The sequence below is a fragment of the Streptomyces sp. NRRL F-2664 genome, from assembly GCF_000719345.1.
GTDB lineage: Bacteria > Actinomycetota > Actinomycetes > Streptomycetales > Streptomycetaceae > Streptomyces.
Window position 1 is genome coordinate 122,586 of the sequence record NZ_JOFX01000039.1, and the last position, 17,542, is coordinate 140,127.

The following is a 17,542-nucleotide window of genomic DNA, read 5'->3' on the forward strand; positions in this document are numbered from 1 at the left end:
GGCAGCCTCTGGGGCAACAGGAGCCACTCCCGTTGCCCCGGGGACCGGCCGGCTTTCCAGCAAAGATCACCTGGCGCCGATCTGTAAGGCGTACAGAACCACTCTCCAGGAGGACCCCCGTGGCGAAGGCGAAGTTCGAGCGGACTAAGCCGCACGTCAACATCGGCACCATCGGTCACATTGACCACGGTAAGACGACCCTCACGGCCGCCATTACCAAGGTGCTGCACGACGCGTACCCGGACCTGAACGAGGCCTCGGCCTTCGACCAGATCGACAAGGCTCCTGAGGAGCGCCAGCGCGGTATCACCATCTCCATCGCGCACGTCGAGTACCAGACCGAGGCGCGTCACTACGCCCACGTCGACTGCCCGGGTCACGCGGACTACATCAAGAACATGATCACGGGTGCCGCGCAGATGGACGGCGCCATCCTCGTGGTCGCCGCCACCGACGGCCCGATGCCGCAGACCAAGGAGCACGTGCTCCTGGCCCGCCAGGTCGGCGTTCCGTACATCGTCGTCGCCCTGAACAAGGCCGACATGGTGGACGACGAGGAGATCCTGGAGCTCGTCGAGCTCGAGGTCCGTGAGCTGCTCTCCGAGTACGAGTTCCCGGGCGACGACCTGCCGGTCGTCCGCGTCTCCGCGCTGAAGGCGCTCGAGGGCGACAAGGAGTGGGGCGAGAAGCTCCTCGGCCTCATGTCCGCCGTCGACGAGGCCATCCCGACCCCGCCGCGTGACACCGAGAAGCCGTTCCTCATGCCCGTCGAGGACGTCTTCACGATCACCGGTCGCGGTACGGTCGTCACCGGCCGTATCGAGCGTGGTGTCCTGAAGGTCAACGAGACCGTCGACATCATCGGTATCAAGGAAGAGAAGACCACCACCACGGTCACCGGTATCGAGATGTTCCGCAAGCTGCTCGACGAGGGCCAGGCCGGTGAGAACGTCGGTCTGCTCCTCCGTGGCATCAAGCGCGAGGACGTCGAGCGCGGCCAGGTCATCATCAAGCCCGGTTCGGTCACCCCGCACACCGAGTTCGAGGCCCAGGCCTACATCCTGTCGAAGGACGAGGGTGGCCGTCACACCCCCTTCTTCAACAACTACCGTCCGCAGTTCTACTTCCGTACCACGGACGTCACGGGTGTCGTCACCCTGCCGGCCGGCACGGAGATGGTCATGCCGGGCGACAACACCGAGATGTCGGTCGCGCTGATCCAGCCGGTCGCCATGGAGGAGGGCCTGAAGTTCGCCATCCGTGAGGGTGGTCGTACCGTGGGCGCCGGCCAGGTCACCAAGATCACGAAGTAATTCGTGTTCTGACCTGGTAGCTCGTTCGACGAGCACCAAGTTGCACGGAGGGCCCCGGCCCATCGCCTCGGCGGTGGGACGGGGCCCTTCGGCGTGGTCGGTGCCCGGGGCTGCGGCCCGGGCCGGACACGAAGGAGGGCCGCACCCCTTGCGGGGTGCGGCCCTCCTGCTGCGTGCGGGCGGCGCGTCAGTTCACGCGCAGGGACTCGGTGAACTCGACGCAGGCGGCGTGGTCCGGCAGCAGGCCGGTCGCGATGGCCTCGGCCAGCGACGGCGCGGCCTCGTCGCGCGCGGACAGCTGCGGGGCCTCGGCCGGCCACTCGATGCCGAGGTCCGGGTCCAGCGGGTGCACCGAGTGCTCGCCGGTCGGGTTGTACGTCTCCGAGCACAGGTACGACAGCGTGGCGTCGTCGGTCAGGGCGCAGAAGCCGTGGCCGAGGCCCTCGGGGATGTAGACGGCGCGGCGGTCGACGTCGTCGAGGCGGACGCCCTCCCACCGGCCGAAGGTGGGGGAGCCCACCCGGAGGTCGACGATGACGTCGAGCACGGCGCCGCGCACGCAGGTCACGTACTTGGCCTGGCCGCGCGGGACGTCGGCGAAGTGGATGCCGCGGACCACGCCGGCGGCGGAGACGGAGAGGTTGGCCTGGGCCAGGTTCAGCGGGTGGCCGACGACCTCCGCCAGGCGGTCGAAGCGGTACCACTCGGTGAACAGGCCGCGGGGGTCGCCGTGCAGCTGCGGGGTCACCTCGAAGGCGCCCGCGATGGAGAGTTCGCGGAACTTCACTTGCCCTCCTCCTCGTCCAGCAGGGCCAGGAGGTACGTGCCGTAGCCGCTCTTGGTCAGCGGCTCGGCGAGCGCGCGCAGCCGGGCGCTGTCGATCAGGCCGGCCCGCCAGGCCGCCTCCTCGATGCAGCCGATCTTGAAGCCCTGGCGCTCCTCGATCACGCGGACGAACTCGGAGGCCTGGACCATCGAGACGAAGGTGCCCGTGTCCAGCCACGCGGTGCCGCGGTCGAGGATGGTGACGTTCAGTTCGCCGGCCTGGAGGTACGCGTCGTTGACGGCGGTGATCTCCAGTTCGCCGCGGGCGCTGGGCTTGAGCCCCTTGGCTATCTCCACGACCCGGTTGTCGTAGAAGTACAGACCCGGCACCGCGTAGCGGGACTTGGGCTTGACCGGCTTCTCCTCGATGGAGATGGCCTGGCCCGTCTCGTCGAACTCCACGACGCCGTAGGCGGTCGGGTCGGCCACCGGGTACGCGAACACCCGGCCGCCCTTGGCGTCGGTGTGCTGGGCGAGGCGGGTGCCGAGGCCGCTGCCGTGGAAGATGTTGTCGCCGAGGATCAGCGCGACGGACTCGTCGCCGATGAAGTCGGCGCCGAGCACGAACGCCTGGGCGATGCCCTCGGGGCGCTCCTGGACGGCGTACTCCAGCCGCAGTCCGAACTGGGAACCGTCGCCGAGCAGGCGCTCGAACTGGTCGCGGTCTTCAGGGGTGGTGATGATCAGGATCTCGCTGATGCCCGCCATCACCAGGGTGGAGAGCGGGTAGTAGATCATCGGCTTGTCGAAGACGGGCAGCAGCTGCTTCGAGACGGCCCGAGTCAGCGGCCAGAGTCGCGATCCGGTGCCACCGGCCAAAAGGATTCCACGCATGGGTGAACCCTATGCGAGAGGGCCGGGGCGGTCCGACCGTCCGGCGTGTGACGTTCGGCAGGCGGCTAGACTCTTCGTATTATGCGCATCCTCGTGACCGGCGGCGCCGGCTTCATCGGTTCAGAATTCGTCCGCCAGCAGCTCGGTGCAGACGCCACGGCGCAGATCACCGTCTTCGACAAGCTGACCTACTCGGGCGTCGAGGCCAATCTCGCCCCGGTCGCGGACCACTCCGGCTACCGCTTCGTCAAGGGCGACATCTGCGACGCCGAGGCCGTGGACCAGGTGATGGCCGGCCACGACGTGGTCGTGCACTTCGCCGCCGAGTCGCACGTGGACCGGTCGATCGCCGGGGCGGGCCCCTTCGTCATGACGAACGTCGTCGGCACGCAGGTGCTGCTGGACGCCGCCCGCAAGCACGGCGTCGGCCGCTTCGTCCACATCTCCACCGACGAGGTCTACGGCTCCATCAGCGAGGGCTCCTGGACCGAGGAGTGGCCGCTGGTGCCCAACTCCCCCTACTCCGCATCCAAGGCGTCCTCCGACCTGCTGGCGCTGGCCTACGCGCGCACGCACGGCATGGACGTGGTGGTCACCCGCTGCTCGAACAACTACGGGCACTACCAGTTCCCGGAGAAGGTCATCCCGCTGTTCGTCTCGAACCTGATGGACGGCAAGAAGGTCCCGCTGTACGGCAACGGCGGCAACGTGCGCGACTGGCTGCACGTCTCCGACCACTGCCGCGGCATCGACCTGGCCATGCGCAAGGGCCGGGCCGGCGAGGTCTACAACATCGGCGGCGGCACCGAGCTCACCAACAAGGAGCTGACCGGCGTCCTGCTGGAGGCGGCGGGCCTCGGCTGGGACATGGTCGAGCACGTCGAGGACCGCAAGGGCCACGACCTGCGCTACTCCATCGACATCAGCAAGATCGGCGCCGAGCTGGGCTACACCCCGCAGGTCACCTTCGAGGACGGCATCAAGGCCACCATCGACTGGTACCGCGAGAACCGCGCCTGGTGGGAGCCGCTGAAGGCGAAGGCGGCCCTGCAGAAGTGAGGACCAACTCGTTCGCCGGCCGCTGGCTGGTCACCGGCGCCGCCGGGATGCTCGGCCAGGACGTCCTGAGCGTCCTGCAGCGCGCCGGGATCGAGGCCGTGGGCCTGCGCCGCGCCGACCTCGACATCACCGACCCGGACGCGGTCCGGGCCGCGGTCGAGGACGCCACCGTGGTCGTCAACTGCGCCGCCTGGACGGACGTGGACGGCGCCGAGACCGCCGAGGAGGCCGCCACCGCCGTCAACGGCACCGGCGTGCGCGTCCTGGCCGAGGCCTGCGCCGCCGCGCACGTGCGCCTGATCCACGTCTCCACCGACTACGTGCTCCCCGGCGACGCCGCCGAGCCCTACCGCGAGGACGCCGGGACGGGCCCGGTCAACGCCTACGGGCGTTCGAAGCTGGTCGGCGAGCAGGCCGTGACCGAGCTGCTGCCGCAGGACGGGTACGTCGTACGGACCGCCTGGCTCTACGGCGAGCACGGGCCGAACTTCGTCGCCACGATGCTGAAGCTGGCCGCGCAGCGGGACACCCTGGACGTGGTCGACGACCAGCACGGCCAGCCCACGTGGTCCAAGGCGCTCGCGCAGCACCTGGTCGAGCTGGGTCTGGCCGCGCTGCGCGGCCACGCCATGGGCGGGATCTACCACGGCACCGCGAGCGGCCGCACCACCTGGATGGGACTGGCCCGCGAGACCTACCGCTTGAGCGGTCTGGACCCCGAGCGGATCCGGCCGACCACCTCCGAGGCGTTCGTCCGCCCCGCCGTCCGCCCCGCCTTCAGCGTGCTCGCGCACGACGCCTGGAAGGAGCAGGCCGGCCTGGAGCCGCTCCCCGACTGGCGCGAACAGCTCGCGCAGGCACTCGCCACCCCCGGATTCGCCGCACTCGCGAAGGCGGCCCGGAACGGCCGTACGGGATGAAAACCCTGCTGAACAAGTTGAGCGCGGCGCTGCCGCCGGGCACCGTCGCGGTGGCCGGCGGCACCGTCGTGCTCGGCGCGGCCTCGTACGTCCACCTCGGCGTGGCCGGACACAGTCTGTCGACGCAGGACCTGGCCAACGTCTCGGTGCTGTGGACGATCGTGATGTCCATCGGCATCGGCGTGTTCTTCCCCGTCGAACAGGAACTCACCCGGATCGTCTCCGCCCGCGTGGTCCTGGGCCACGGCGCCGCCCCGGTGCTGCGCCGCGCCACCCTGCTCACCGCGGGGATCCTCGCAACGACCCTGCTGGTCCTCGCCGTCGCCGCCGGCCCCCTCGCCGACCTGCTCTTCCACGGGGACCGCGCCCTGGTGGCCGCGCTCGGCGGCGCCTTCACCGGCATGGCCGTCTGCTACCTCACCCGCGGTGTGCTGGCCGGCCTCGGCCGCTTCGGCGCGTACGGCACCCAGCTCGCCGTCGACGGCGGCCTGCGGATCGTGCTCGCCTTCGCGTGCGCCCTGTTCGGGCTGCACTCGGCCCTCGCGTTCAGCCTCGTCCTGGCCGTCGCGCCCGTCGTGGCGACGCTCGTGACGCTGCCGGCGCTGCTGCGCGCGGCGGGCCCCGGCGAGCACATCGCCTGGCGCGAACTGTGCGGCGGGCTCGGGCTGCTCGTCTGCGCCACCCTGCTGTCGCAGCTCGTCGTGAACGCGGCCGTGATGAGCACCAAGCTGCTGGCCCCGGCCGACAGCGCGCTGATCGCGGCGCTGCTGAGCGCCCTGGTCCTGGCCCGCGTACCGCTCTTCGTCTTCGGTTCGCTCCAGGCCTCGCTGCTCAGCGGCCTCACCGCCGCCTTCACCGCCGGCGACCGGGCCGCCTTCTGGGCGATGCTGCGCCGCATCGCGCTGGTCGTCGCAGCGCTCGGCCTGCTCGGCGGCGTGCCCGCCACGGCTCTCGGCCCCTGGCTCATCGAGGTGCTGTTCGGCATCGAGGACCCGGTGCTGGGACGCTTCGACTTCTTCCTGTTGTCCGCCGGCACCGTGGCGTACATGTTCGCGATGGTCCTCGGGCAGGCGCTCATGGTATTCAAGCGCCACAACCTGCAGTTGCTCTGCTGGGCCGTCGGAACCGCGGTCCTGCTGGGCGTCACCCTGATCCCCGGTGAGGTGTCCGTGCGCGTGATCGCCGCTTACGCCCTGGGATCGACGGCCACCGTGCTCGCTATGCTGGCAGCCCTCAGGCTGAGCTTCCCCGGAGCCGCGGCCGCAGCCGGTGAAGCCCCCCGGCAGACGGCCGGCGCCGGCGCCCCGGGCGCGGGCACCGCAGGGAGATGACCATGCCGGCACAAGACGTCACACCGATCACCGAGCACTCGTACGTGCCACATTCCGCTGGAGCTACCGTGTCCCAATACGACGATGTCTGGCTGGTCATACCGGCCTATAACGAGGGCCAGGTGATCGCCGACGTGGTCGAGGGGGCCCGCAAGACGTTCCCCAACATCGTCGTCGTCGACGACGGCAGCACCGACGCCTCGGCCGAGCACATAGCGACCACGGGTGCCCACCTGGTCCGCCACCCGGTCAACCTCGGTCAGGGCGCGGCCCTCCAGACCGGTCTGAAGTACGCGCTCGCCCAGCCCGGTTCCCGCTACTTCGCGACCTTCGACGCCGACGGCCAGCACCAGACCAAGGACGTCGAGACGATGGTCGGCGTGCTGCGGCGCGACGAGGCCGACGTGGTGCTGGGCTCCCGCTTCATCGAGCAGAACGGCCAGGTGCCGTGGATCAAGCAGGTCGTCCTGCGCACGGCCGCCGCCGTCAGCCCCACGGCCCGCAAGCTCAAGCTCACCGACGCGCACAACGGTCTGCGCGTCCTCAGCCGCAAGGCCGCCGAGCAGCTGAACATCACCATGAACGGCATGGCGCACGCGTCCGAGCTCGTCGGTTTCCTGGCGGGTTCCGACCTGCGGGTCACCGAGGTCCCGGTGGACATCCTCTACACCGAATACTCGCGCTCCAAGGGCCAGTCCCTCATCAACGGCGTGAACATCATCTTTGACATTTCGCTGCGGGAGCGTGGGCGTCGATGAAGTACTTCTGGATCCAGCTCGTCCTGATCGTCGGCTCCGTGTCGATGGCCCTGGTGTTCATCCGGACGTGGAGTCAGGCGAAGAACCGCGCCTGGAAGCGCATCGCCTTCTCGCTGTTCGTCGTCGTCAACGTCTACGCCGTGCTCCGCCCCACCGACGTCACCTGGCTCGCCCAGCAGCTCGGCGTCGGCCGCGGCACCGACCTGGTGCTCTACGTGATGGTCCTCGCGATGGGCTTCCTCACGCTCAACACCTTCCTGCGGTTCCGCTCGCTGGAGAAGAAGATCACCGACCTCGCCCGGACGGTCGCCATCAACGAGGGCACGCGCCACAACGACGAGCGCCTGGGAGCGGTTTCCGCCGCCGGCACGGCGCCGGAGCCCGAGGCCGCCCCGGCCGCCGGCGCCAAGGCCGACTCCGACTCCGTGAAGGCCTGACGCCCCATGGTGACGCTCGACTTCATGCTCCCCTACTACGGGGACGTGCAGCTGATGCAGGACGCCGTCCGCAGCGTCCTGGCGCAGACCGACCGGGACTTCCGCCTCGTCGTCATCGACGACGGCAAGGAGCCCGACGTACCGGGCTGGTTCGCCGGGCTCGGCGACGACCGCGTCCACTACACGCGCAACGAGCAGAACCTCGGCATCACCAAGAACTTCCAGAAGTGCGTGCAGCTCTCCGAGGCCGACTACGTGGTCATCATGGGCTGCGACGACCTCCTGCACCCGCACTACCTGGAGACCGTCCGCGCGATCGTCGAGGCACAGCCCGGCATCGGCATGGTGCAGCCGGGCGTCGAGGTGATCGACGGCACCGGACAGGTGGCCCAGGGCCTGGCGGACAACACCAAGAAGCGGCTCTACGCCCCCCAGGTGAAGGGCCGCCGCTTGATGGGCGGCGAGGAGCTGGCCGCCAGCGTGCTGCGCGGCAACTGGCTCTACTTCCCCTCCATCGCCTGGCGCGGCGAGGTGCTGCGCAAGGTGAACTTCCGCGACGACTACTCGGTGATCCAGGACCTCGCGCTCGTCGTCGATCTCCTCGAAGCCGGGGAGCAGATGGTCATCGACAACTCCACGACCGTCTTCCAGTACCGCCGGCACGCCGTCAGCGAGTCGTCCGTGCAGGCCTTCTCCGGCACCCGCTTCGCCGAGGCCGAGCGGTACTTCTCCGCGGTCGCGGCCCGTATGGACGCCCGCGGCTGGCCGAAGGCGGCCCGCGCGGCGCGCTTCCACAGCGCCTCCCGGCTGCACGCGCTGACGATGCTCCCCGGAGCCCTGCGCAGCGGCAACAAGGCGGGCGCCCGCACCCTGGCGAAGCACGCCTTCACCTCCGGCCAGAACTGATCGACCGCCGCCCACCACGAAACGGACCGAGATGACACACCTGGCCCCCGAGGAGGTCGGCGAGGCCGGCGCCCCGGCCCGGCGCACCTCCGAACCGCCGCAGGGCACCGGCAGCCCGTCCCCCGCACGCATGCGGGTGTGGCTGTCCCGGCGGTGGGTGCAGATCCTGGCCGAGGTGGTCGTCAGCGTGGTGGCGGCGCTCGGATTCACATGGCTCAGCCGGCACGTCGGCGTCAACCCGATGAACCGCATCGGCCAGGTCAGCGGACTCGCCAAACTGCAGCTGTACGTGGCGGTGCTCGGGCTCCCGCTGCTCGGACTGCTTCTTCATACGGCCCACCGGGGCTCGGCCCGGCGCCACCAGCTCGTCAAGCGGCTGGTCTGCGCCGCCCTCGCCGGGCTGGCCACCGGTGTCGTGGCGGGCGGCGTCGTCGTCGCCCTGCGCGGAACCCCGCACCCGCTCGGCGGGCAGGAGGGCGACCCGAGCGTCCTGGTGGAGATGGCCAACTCCTTCCTGTCGGGCGAGGGCGTGTCCGGCATCTACCCGCCCGCGTTCCCCGCGCTGATCGCCCTGTGGTCCAAGGTCCGCTACGACGGCCTCGGCACCGCGGGATTCGCCCTGCACGACCTGCAGATCATCTGCAGCGCCCTGGTCGGCCCCATGGCGTACCTGGCGTGGCGGCTGCTGCTGCGCCCCTTCTGGGCCCTGCTGATCGCCGTCCCGTCGGCCCTGCTCTTCCTCGACCCGGTCCGCCCGTACAGCCACGTCGTGATGATCGTGCTGCTGCCGCTCCTCGGGTACTGCTTCCGCGAGCTGCGCCGGTCGGCCGGCCGCACCCCGAAGGCGCTCGTCCTGCGCGGCGCCGGCCTCGGCGCGATCTTCGGCGTGCTGTTCCTGTGGTACTCGGGCTGGTTCGTCTGGGCCGCGCCCGGCGCCGCCGTGCTCTTCCTCTTCCTCTTCCCGTGGCGGGCCGGCGCGCCGGCGGTGAAGCGGGCGGCGCTGTTCGTCGGCTCCGTCCTGGCCACGGCCGGGATCATCGGCGCCCCGCTGCTGTACCAGATGGTCCGGCTGGGCTCGCAGACCCCCGACCGGTACGCCTACCTCGGCGTGTACGCGGACCCCGGCTACGTCCTCGGCTGGATCTCGGACCGGACCGGCTACATCAAGTACAACCAGTGGCCGGTCTCCGGCGAGATGGCCGGCCAGACCGGCTTCGCCCTGCTGCTGATCCTCGGTGTCGGCCTCGGCATCGGCCTCGGACTGCGCCACGTCATGGTCCGCACCGCGGCAGCCGTCCTCGCCGGAGCCTGGCTGGCCCGCTTCTGGTTCGCCTCGCACATGGCGCAGGACAAGGCGGTCCAGCTCTTCCCCCGGACCACCTGGATCATCATGTACTCGCTGATGATCCTCGCCGTCCTCGGGGTGATGGCGGCGGTCCAGCGGGGCTCGGGGTGGACCGAGCGGACGCTGCGGCCCGCCTCCGCCGACCCCTCGGCGCGGGTCCTCGCGCCCCGGACGATCCGTCAGCTCTCGGCCGGCATGGTGTGCGCGGTCGCGCTGTTCGCCACGATGGGCGCCTCCTGGTCGGCCAACCGCTACATGCCGACGCACGAGGACACCGACCTCATGGGCCTGGACGCCTGGCGCGCGCACAACATCAAGCTGCCCAACGGCACGTGCCCGCGCTTCGCTCCGAACAAGGACTGCGAGGACCTCGACGTCAAGCTGTGGAAGCAGTTCAAGGACGACGGCGAGATCTGGTGCGCCAACATCGTGGCCAAGGACTGGCCCGCGATCTGCGGCCGGAAGGCACCCTTCAAGGACAAGTCGGTGGAATAGCACCTCAGTACGATCCGGCTGCGACGCGCATCACGCCCGCAGCCCCCGTCCCGCCCCGATCAGCCGTGCGCGCGGCCAGTAGGATCCGGTCGGCCAGTGGTGTCACCTGGCCGGATCGGCATAGGGGTTGGGGACAACTTGAAGATAGGTCGTGTGCGCGGGACGGCTCTGGCCGCCGCGCTCGGCGTCGTGGCGGTCCTGGGCATCCAGGGCGTCGCCAGCGGCACGGGCGGGTCCGACGGGGACGAGGTGTCGCCCTACAGCGCCCGCGCCCGCGAGAAGGGCCCGGTCGCGGGAGAGCTGCACAAGCTCGCCCTCAAGCCCAAGGGCAGGGGAGAGGCCGTCCTCTCCCAGCAGGACACCGAGCCGTTCGGGCTCCTCGGCGTCTCCTGGGCCGACCCCGAGGCCGAGGTGAAGGGCAAGATCGAGGCCCGCACCCGCGACGCCGACAGCGGCAAGTGGTCGAAGTGGGTCGTGCTGGAGCAGGCCGAGTCCGGCCTCGACGGCAAGCGCCCGGGCCTGCGCGGTGCCACCGAACCGGTCTGGGTCGGCCCGTCCGACGGCGCCGAGGTACGGGTGACCGGCGGTGGCACGCTGCCTGCCGGCATGGAGCTGAACCTGGTGGACCCGGGTGCCGGCGCCGCGAAGGCGAAGAAGAAGAGCGATCTGGGCCTGGCCCCGGCCGCCTTCGCCCTCCCCGCCGTGGACCCCGCGCCGTCGACGCCGGGACCGGAATCGACCGCCCCGCGGCCGGACGTGGTCTCGCGCGTGCAGTGGGGCGCCGACGAGTCCCTGAACAACGAGGGCCCGGTCTACCTGCCCGGCGGGAAGATCAAGGCGGTCTTCGTCCACCACACCGCCGCCACCACGCCGTACGAGTGCTCCGAGTCCGCGGCGATCGTCCGCAGCCTGCACGTCTACCACGTCAAGGGCAACGGCTGGCGCGACCTCGGCTACAACTTCCTCGTCGACAAGTGCGGAACGGTCTTCGAGGGCCGCCAGGGCGGTGTGGACCAGCCCGTCCAGGGCGCCCACACCTACGGCTGGAACGCCGAGTCGACGAGCGTCTCCGTCCTCGGCGACTACACGAGCGCCGGCGCCTCCGCCGCCGCGCTCGACGGCATATCCAAGGTCACGGCGTACAAGCTGGGCCAGTACGACGGCGACATGAACGGCACCGCCACGCTGACCGCGGGCGCCACCCAGACGAACTTCTCCGGCAAAAGCTTCACCGCCGGCCAGCAGTACGAGTTCAAGTCGCTCTCGGGTCACCGCGACGGCTTCAACACCCAGTGCCCGGGCAACTCTCTCTACCCGCAGCTCGAAGCGCTCCGTCAGACGGGACCCGCCGCCCAGCTGAAGGTCGCCTCCGTGAACGGGGCGACGGCCACGCCGGGCGCCACCCTCCCGAGCGGCGCCGCCCTCACGGTCGACTGGACCACCAGCACGGCCACCGGCCGGCTGGCCAAGTTCGAACTGCTCGTGGACGGCGAGGCCACCGCGGTGACCGACGGCGCCGCCCGCAAGGCGACCGCCGTCGTGACCGACGGCAAGCACGAGGTCCGGGTCCGGGCGACCGCCGCGAACGGCAAGGTCTCCACAAGCCTGCCGGTCACCGTCGAGGCGGAGGTCAAGGGGGCCGAGTTCGTTCCGCTCTCCCCGAAGCGCCTCATGGACACCCGTGAGGGCCTCGGCGTCCGCAGGGGCCCCGTCGGCAGCGGCGAGGTCGTCACCCTGCCGGTGGCCGCCGCCACCGGCGGCACGCCCACCGCGGTGGTGCTGAACGTGACGGCGACGAACCCGACGCAGCCCAGCTTCGTGTCGGTGTACCCGAGCGGTACGACCCGCTCCAGCGCGTCGAACCTGAACTTCACCGCAACCGGTGACGGCGCCACGCAGACCAACTTCGGCCCGAAGCGCCTGATGGACACCCGCAACGGCACCGGTGTCCCGGCCGCCCCGGTCGGCAGCGGCGGCGTGGTCACCCTCCCGGTGGCGGGCGTCGACGGCATCCCGGCCGTCGGTGTCAAGGCCGTCGTGCTGAACGTGACGGCGACGAACCCGACGCAGCCCAGCTTCGTGTCGGTGTACCCGAGCGGTACGACCCGCTCCAGCGCGTCGAACCTGAACTTCACCTTCGGCCCGAAGCGCCTGATGGACACCCGCACCGGCACCGGCGTCCGCCAGGGCCCGGTCACCGGCGGCGGCGTGGTCACCCTGCCCGTGGCGGGCGTCGGGGGAGTCCCGGCCACCGGCATCAAGGCCGTGGTGCTCAACGTGACCGCGACGAACCCGACGGAGTCCAGCTTCGTGTCGGTCTTCCCCAGCGGCACGACCCGTACGAGCGCGTCGAACCTGAACTTCACCCGCGGCCTGACGATCCCCAACCTGGTGGTCGTGCCCGTCGTGGACGGCAAGGTCAGCTTCTACAACAACTCCGGTTCCGTGGATCTCATCGCGGACATCACCGGCTACTTCAACTGACGGAAGAAACGTCTTTGCGCAGCTGAGGGGCTCCGCACCACCCGGTGCGGAGCCCCTCACGCATGTGCGGGCGGACGCAGGAACCAAGGGGAGGACAGGCATGGGGAACAACGACGACAACGGCACACCCGGCGTCTCCGACGAGGAGTGGGCCCGGTTCGCGGAGCAGGCCGCGCAGGGGGCGGGGGACGCGCCGAGGGAGCCGTCCGCACGGGCGCGGATGGTCACCGCGCGACTGCGCGCCACCCAGGGCCAGGAGCCGCCCGGGTGGCGCACCGGGCCCGCACGGCGCGAACGCCGCGGGCCGGGCCGGCTCAAGGCCGCGGCCGCCGTCGTGCCCATCGCCGGGCTCGCGCTGATCGCCGTGCGGCCCGAGTTGGTCATCGACCGCATCACGGGCAAGGCCGAGGCCCGCGAGGAGGCGCGGACGGCGGGCCCGCTGCCCGCGGAGTCCGTACGCCCGACCGCCGCACCCCCGTCGCTGCCGCCGGACCGGCCGACCCTGCGGGAGCCCTTCCGCGGCTCCCCGGCCCTGCAGTGGGCGGACGGCGCCGCCGGGATCGAGCTCCCCGCGGTGACGTCCGTGGCCGGGATGTCCGCGGAGACGGTCGCGGACGCGCTCCAGAAGGCCCGGCAGTTCCTGGTCGCGGCCAACCTGGACCCGGCGACCCTGCGGGGGGAGCGGCCCGCCTCCGCGATCGCGCTCCTCGACCCCCGCCAGCCCGACCTGCTGAAGGACGTGGAGCAGTACCTGAAGGCTCCCACCGCGAAGGACACGCCCGTCCTGCTGTTCACCCGCTTCGACCCCGCCCGGGTCAAGCCGGTCGGCGAGGTCGTCAAGGTGCGCGGCAGCATGCGCGCGGAGCAGGGGGAGCCCGGCGAGCTGCTCGTGGTGGCGGACTACACCTTCGTCCACCCCGTGACGCCCGCACAGGGGGGCTCGGAGGTGCAGCGCACGATCGTGCGGCGGCAGACCACCTTCGCCCTGCTCGACCCGGCCCGCTGGGAGACCACCCGGGGCCGACTCCAGCTGCGCGCCTACCACTCGGAGTGGTCGAACGTGGAGTGCGAGGCGGCCGACGGCTTCCTCCACCCGCAGTTCACGGCGGACCTGCCCGCGGGGCCGCAGGGCACCGGGCAGGCGGTGGACCCGTACGACCGCAGCAGGAAGATCGGGGACGGCAAGGGCTGCGGGACGGTCACCCGCTCCTGACCTGGAGGGGCCCGCCGGGCGGGGGGTGCGGCGCAGTTTGACCACGCAGCGTGGCGGGGTATTGTCTTCGGCCCGATTGGCCAGGTGCGTGTCCCGTATGGCAGACTGTTCAAGTTGCTCGGTTGAGTGCCGATGCTGCGCGCCTCCCGCCGGGAGGACCGGAAGCGAGTCCCACAGTACTCGTCGTCCTTAATCTGCCCCTCGGGGCAGCAATGGGGACGGAAGTACGGGAATCTTCTGGGAAGTGTCAGCACGGTGCCCACCAGGCACTCGGTGGGTGTTTCTCCCCCGAATCGCGGTCATGGGACCGTACCCCCTTGGACGAGGGAATTTCCGTATGGGAATTTTCTGTGGAGGGAGTGCGACACGCCCGACCGCGGGGGTCGGAGGAGAGGCCGCGGGACCCCGTTCCGCAGCCGACCGGGAGCCAGAGCGTTTCCACATAGAGACAGGACTACGGAGTAGCCATGGCGGGACAGAAGATCCGCATCCGGCTCAAGGCCTACGACCACGAGGTCATCGACTCCTCGGCGAAGAAGATCGTCGAGACGGTGACCCGCACTGGTGCGTCGGTCGCGGGCCCGGTGCCGCTGCCCACTGAGAAGAACGTGTACTGCGTCATCAAGTCGCCGCACAAGTACAAGGACTCGCGCGAGCACTTCGAGATGCGCACGCACAAGCGCCTGATCGACATCCTCGACCCGACGCCCAAGACCGTTGACTCGCTGATGCGCCTGGACCTTCCGGCCGGCGTTGACATCGAGATCAAGCTCTGAGAGGCGCGGAGAAGATGGCAAAGCAGATCAAGGGCGTCCTGGGCGAGAAGCTCGGCATGACCCAGGTCTGGGACGAGAACAACCGTGTCGTCCCGGTGACCGTCGTCAAGGCCGGGCCCTGCGTCGTTACCCAGGTCCGTACGAACGACATCGACGGCTACGAGTCGGTCCAGATCGCCTTCGGCGAGATCGACCCGCGCAAGGTGAACAAGCCCCTCAAGGGCCACTTCGCCAAGGCCGACGTGACCCCCCGCCGCCACCTGGTGGAGCTCCGCACCTCCGACGCCAGCGAGTACACGCTCGGCCAGGAGATCACTGCTGAGGTGTTCGAGTCCGGCGTCAAGGTTGACGTCACGGGCAACAGCAAGGGCAAGGGCTTCGCCGGTGTCATGAAGCGGCACAACTTCCGGGGCCTCGGCGCCGGTCACGGTGTGCAGCGCAAGCACCGCTCCCCCGGTTCGATCGGTGGCTGTGCCACCCCTGGGCGTGTCTTCAAGGGCATGCGCATGGCCGGTCGCATGGGTAACGAGCGCGTCACCACCCAGAACCTGACCATCCACGCGGTAGACGCGGAGAAGGGTCTGCTCCTCATCAAGGGCGCAGTCCCCGGTCCGAACGGCGGCCTCGTCCTGGTCCGTACCGCGGCCAAGGGGGCTTGAGGTTAATGAGCACCATTGACATCCTTTCGCCGGCAGGCGACAAGGCCGGTACCGTCGAGCTCCCCGCGGAGATCTTCGACGCGAAGACCAGCGTTCCGCTGATCCACCAGGTCGTCGTCGCGCAGCTGGCCGCTGCCCGTCAGGGCACGCACAAGACCAAGACCCGCGGTGAAGTCCGTGGTGGTGGCCGCAAGCCGTACCGCCAGAAGGGCACCGGCCGCGCCCGTCAGGGTTCGACCCGCGCTCCGCAGTTCGCAGGCGGTGGCGTCGTCCACGGCCCGCAGCCGCGTGACTACTCGCAGCGGACCCCGAAGAAGATGAAGGCCGCCGCCCTCCGCGGTGCCCTCTCGGACCGTGCGCGTCACTCCCGCATCCACGTCGTCACCGGCGTGGTCGAGGGTGCCGCCTCCACCAAGGCCGCCAAGACGCTGTTCGGCAAGATCTCGGAGCGCAAGAACCTGCTCCTGGTCGCCGAGCGCTCTGACGAGCTGGCGTGGCTGTCCGCCCGCAACCTGCCCCAGGTTCACATCCTGGAGCCGGGCCAGCTGAACACGTACGACGTGATCGTCTCTGACGACGTGGTCTTCACCCAGGCCGCGCTCGAGTCCTTCGTGTCTGGCCCCAAGGCCGACGAGACCGAAGGGAGCGACGCCTGATGTCTGAGGCGACCGTTACCAGCAAGACCTTCACCGACCCGCGCGACCTGCTGATCAAGCCGGTCGTCTCGGAGAAGAGCTACGCGCTGCTGGACGAGAACAAGTACACGTTCATCGTCGCGCCCGGCGCCAACAAGACCCAGATCAAGCAGGCCGTCGAGGCGGTCTTCTCGGTCAAGGTCACCGGGGTCAACACGATCAACCGTCAGGGTAAGCGCAAGCGCACCAAGACCGGTTTCGGCAAGCGCGCCAACACCAAGCGCGCCATCGTGACCCTTGCCGAGGGCAACCGTATCGACATCTTCGGCGGCCAGGCCTCCTAACGGAGGTCTAGTCGTCCGGAATCGGACGAGGACTGAGAAATGGGTATCCGCAAGTACAAGCCGACGACCCCGGGCCGTCGTGGCTCCAGCGTCGCCGACTTTGTCGAGATCACGCGGTCCACGCCGGAGAAGTCGCTGGTCCGCCCGCTGCACAGCAAGGGCGGCCGTAACAACACCGGTCGTGTGACCGTTCGCCACCAGGGCGGTGGCCACAAGCGCGCCTACCGCGTGATCGACTTCCGTCGTCACGACAAGGACGGCGTGCCGGCCAAGGTCGCGCACATCGAGTACGACCCCAACCGCACCGCGCGCATCGCGCTGCTGCACTACGCCGACGGCGAGAAGCGCTACATCATCGCGCCGCGCGGCCTGCAGCAGGGTGACCGGATCGAGAACGGCCCCACGGCCGACATCAAGCCGGGCAACAACCTCGCGCTCCGCAACATCCCGGTCGGTACCACGATCCACGCGATCGAGCTCCGCCCCGGTGGCGGCGCCAAGTTCGCGCGTTCCGCTGGTGCCTCCGTGCAGCTGCTCGCGAAGGAGGGCGTGATGGCCCACCTCCGCATGCCGTCCGGCGAGATCCGTCTCGTCGACGCGCGCTGCCGCGCCACGGTCGGCGAGGTCGGCAACGCCGAGCAGTCGAACATCAACTGGGGCAAGGCCGGCCGCATGCGCTGGAAGGGCGTCCGCCCGACCGTCCGCGGTGTCGCGATGAACCCGGTTGACCACCCGCACGGTGGTGGTGAGGGCAAGACCAGTGGTGGTCGCCACCCGGTCTCCCCGTGGGGTCAGAAGGAGGGTCGTACTCGCTCGCCGAAGAAGGCTTCGAGCAAGTACATCGTCCGCCGCCGCAAGACGAACAAGAAGCGCTAGGAGCGGGTTTAGATGCCGCGCAGTCTCAAGAAGGGGCCCTTCGTCGACGACCACCTCGTAAAGAAGGTGGACGCCCAGAACGAAGCCGGCACCAAGAACGTCATCAAGACCTGGTCCCGTCGCTCGATGATCATCCCCAGCATGCTGGGTCACACGATCGCGGTGCACAACGGCAAGACCCACGTCCCGGTGTTCGTCACCGAGTCGATGGTCGGCCACAAGCTCGGTGAGTTCTCGCCGACTCGCACCTTCCGCGGCCACGTCAAGGACGACCGGAAGTCGAAGCGCCGCTAATCGCGGGGTGGTTACGACTATGACTTACACCGAAGGGA

At 69.9% G+C, this 17,542-nt stretch carries 18 protein-coding genes; 16 read left to right on the forward strand and 2 right to left on the reverse strand.

The window, feature by feature from the left end:
* Positions 1-119 precede the first annotated feature (119 nt).
* Positions 120-1,313: an elongation factor Tu gene (tuf, locus tag IF89_RS0127825; protein ID WP_030653602.1), complete on the forward strand. Its 1,194-nt coding sequence runs from the start codon at positions 120-122 to the stop codon at positions 1,311-1,313.
* A 187-nt stretch (positions 1,314-1,500) separates the two neighbouring features.
* Here the strand turns inward: tuf and rfbC are convergent, their stop codons facing one another.
* Together rfbC and rfbA are read right to left on the reverse strand one after the other, a co-directional pair.
* On the reverse strand, positions 1,501-2,100 hold the full coding sequence (rfbC, locus tag IF89_RS0127830; protein WP_030773799.1) for a dTDP-4-dehydrorhamnose 3,5-epimerase: 600 nt from the start codon (positions 2,098-2,100) through the stop codon (positions 1,501-1,503).
* A complete protein-coding gene (gene rfbA / locus IF89_RS0127835; protein WP_030773801.1) occupies positions 2,097-2,972 on the reverse strand; it encodes a glucose-1-phosphate thymidylyltransferase RfbA in 876 nt (291 codons plus the stop codon). Before rfbA ends, rfbC begins: the two co-directional genes overlap by 4 nt.
* Positions 2,973-3,053: 81 nt before the next feature.
* Here rfbA and rfbB point away from each other — a divergent pair, with 81 nt between their 5' ends.
* The 15 genes from rfbB (at position 3,054) to rpsS (ending at position 17,504) form a co-directional block, all read left to right on the forward strand.
* On the forward strand, positions 3,054-4,031 hold the full coding sequence (rfbB, locus tag IF89_RS0127840) for a dTDP-glucose 4,6-dehydratase (RefSeq protein WP_030773803.1): 978 nt from the start codon (positions 3,054-3,056) through the stop codon (positions 4,029-4,031).
* 47 nt (positions 4,032-4,078) lie between these two features.
* Positions 4,079-4,951, forward strand: a complete 873-nt coding sequence (rfbD, locus tag IF89_RS0127845) for a dTDP-4-dehydrorhamnose reductase (protein WP_043194494.1) — start codon at positions 4,079-4,081, stop codon at positions 4,949-4,951.
* Positions 4,948-6,282, forward strand: a complete 1,335-nt coding sequence (locus IF89_RS0127850; protein ID WP_199820572.1) for a hypothetical protein — start codon at positions 4,948-4,950, stop codon at positions 6,280-6,282. Before rfbD ends, IF89_RS0127850 begins: the two co-directional genes overlap by 4 nt.
* Positions 6,283-6,350: 68 nt before the next feature.
* Entirely contained in the window at positions 6,351-7,040 is a 690-nt protein-coding gene (locus tag IF89_RS0127855) for a glycosyltransferase family 2 protein (protein ID WP_030773811.1), read from the forward strand.
* Positions 7,037-7,477 (forward strand): DUF2304 domain-containing protein, encoded by a 441-nt coding sequence (locus tag IF89_RS0127860; RefSeq protein ID WP_078628564.1) that lies wholly within the window; start codon positions 7,037-7,039, stop codon positions 7,475-7,477. Before IF89_RS0127855 ends, IF89_RS0127860 begins: the two co-directional genes overlap by 4 nt.
* A 6-nt stretch (positions 7,478-7,483) precedes the next feature.
* Positions 7,484-8,383, forward strand: coding sequence for a glycosyltransferase family 2 protein (locus IF89_RS0127865; RefSeq protein WP_030773815.1), 900 nt, complete (start codon positions 7,484-7,486; stop codon positions 8,381-8,383).
* A gap of 31 nt (positions 8,384-8,414) precedes the next feature.
* Positions 8,415-10,223: a hypothetical protein gene (locus IF89_RS0127870; RefSeq protein WP_030773816.1), complete on the forward strand. Its 1,809-nt coding sequence runs from the start codon at positions 8,415-8,417 to the stop codon at positions 10,221-10,223.
* 153 nt (positions 10,224-10,376) lie between these two features.
* Entirely contained in the window at positions 10,377-12,707 is a 2,331-nt protein-coding gene (locus IF89_RS41015; protein WP_051807717.1) for a peptidoglycan recognition protein, read from the forward strand.
* A 100-nt stretch (positions 12,708-12,807) separates the two neighbouring features.
* Complete coding sequence (locus tag IF89_RS0127880) at positions 12,808-13,920, forward strand: hypothetical protein (RefSeq protein ID WP_030773821.1); 1,113 nt, start codon at positions 12,808-12,810, stop codon at positions 13,918-13,920.
* 467 nt (positions 13,921-14,387) lie between these two features.
* Positions 14,388-14,696: a 30S ribosomal protein S10 gene (gene rpsJ / locus IF89_RS0127885; protein WP_003948644.1), complete on the forward strand. Its 309-nt coding sequence runs from the start codon at positions 14,388-14,390 to the stop codon at positions 14,694-14,696.
* Positions 14,697-14,710: 14 nt separating this feature from the next.
* On the forward strand, positions 14,711-15,355 hold the full coding sequence (rplC, locus tag IF89_RS0127890; protein WP_007265899.1) for a 50S ribosomal protein L3: 645 nt from the start codon (positions 14,711-14,713) through the stop codon (positions 15,353-15,355).
* Positions 15,356-15,360: 5 nt separating this feature from the next.
* A complete protein-coding gene (rplD, locus tag IF89_RS0127895; protein ID WP_030773825.1) occupies positions 15,361-16,011 on the forward strand; it encodes a 50S ribosomal protein L4 in 651 nt (216 codons plus the stop codon).
* Positions 16,011-16,334, forward strand: coding sequence for a 50S ribosomal protein L23 (gene rplW / locus IF89_RS0127900; RefSeq protein ID WP_007265901.1), 324 nt, complete (start codon positions 16,011-16,013; stop codon positions 16,332-16,334). The genes rplD and rplW overlap by 1 nt, the downstream gene beginning before the upstream one ends.
* 39 nt (positions 16,335-16,373) lie before the next feature.
* Positions 16,374-17,210, forward strand: coding sequence for a 50S ribosomal protein L2 (gene rplB / locus IF89_RS0127905; RefSeq protein WP_007265902.1), 837 nt, complete (start codon positions 16,374-16,376; stop codon positions 17,208-17,210).
* Positions 17,211-17,222: 12 nt separating this feature from the next.
* On the forward strand, positions 17,223-17,504 hold the full coding sequence (gene rpsS / locus IF89_RS0127910; RefSeq protein ID WP_007265903.1) for a 30S ribosomal protein S19: 282 nt from the start codon (positions 17,223-17,225) through the stop codon (positions 17,502-17,504).
* Positions 17,505-17,542 lie beyond the last annotated feature (38 nt).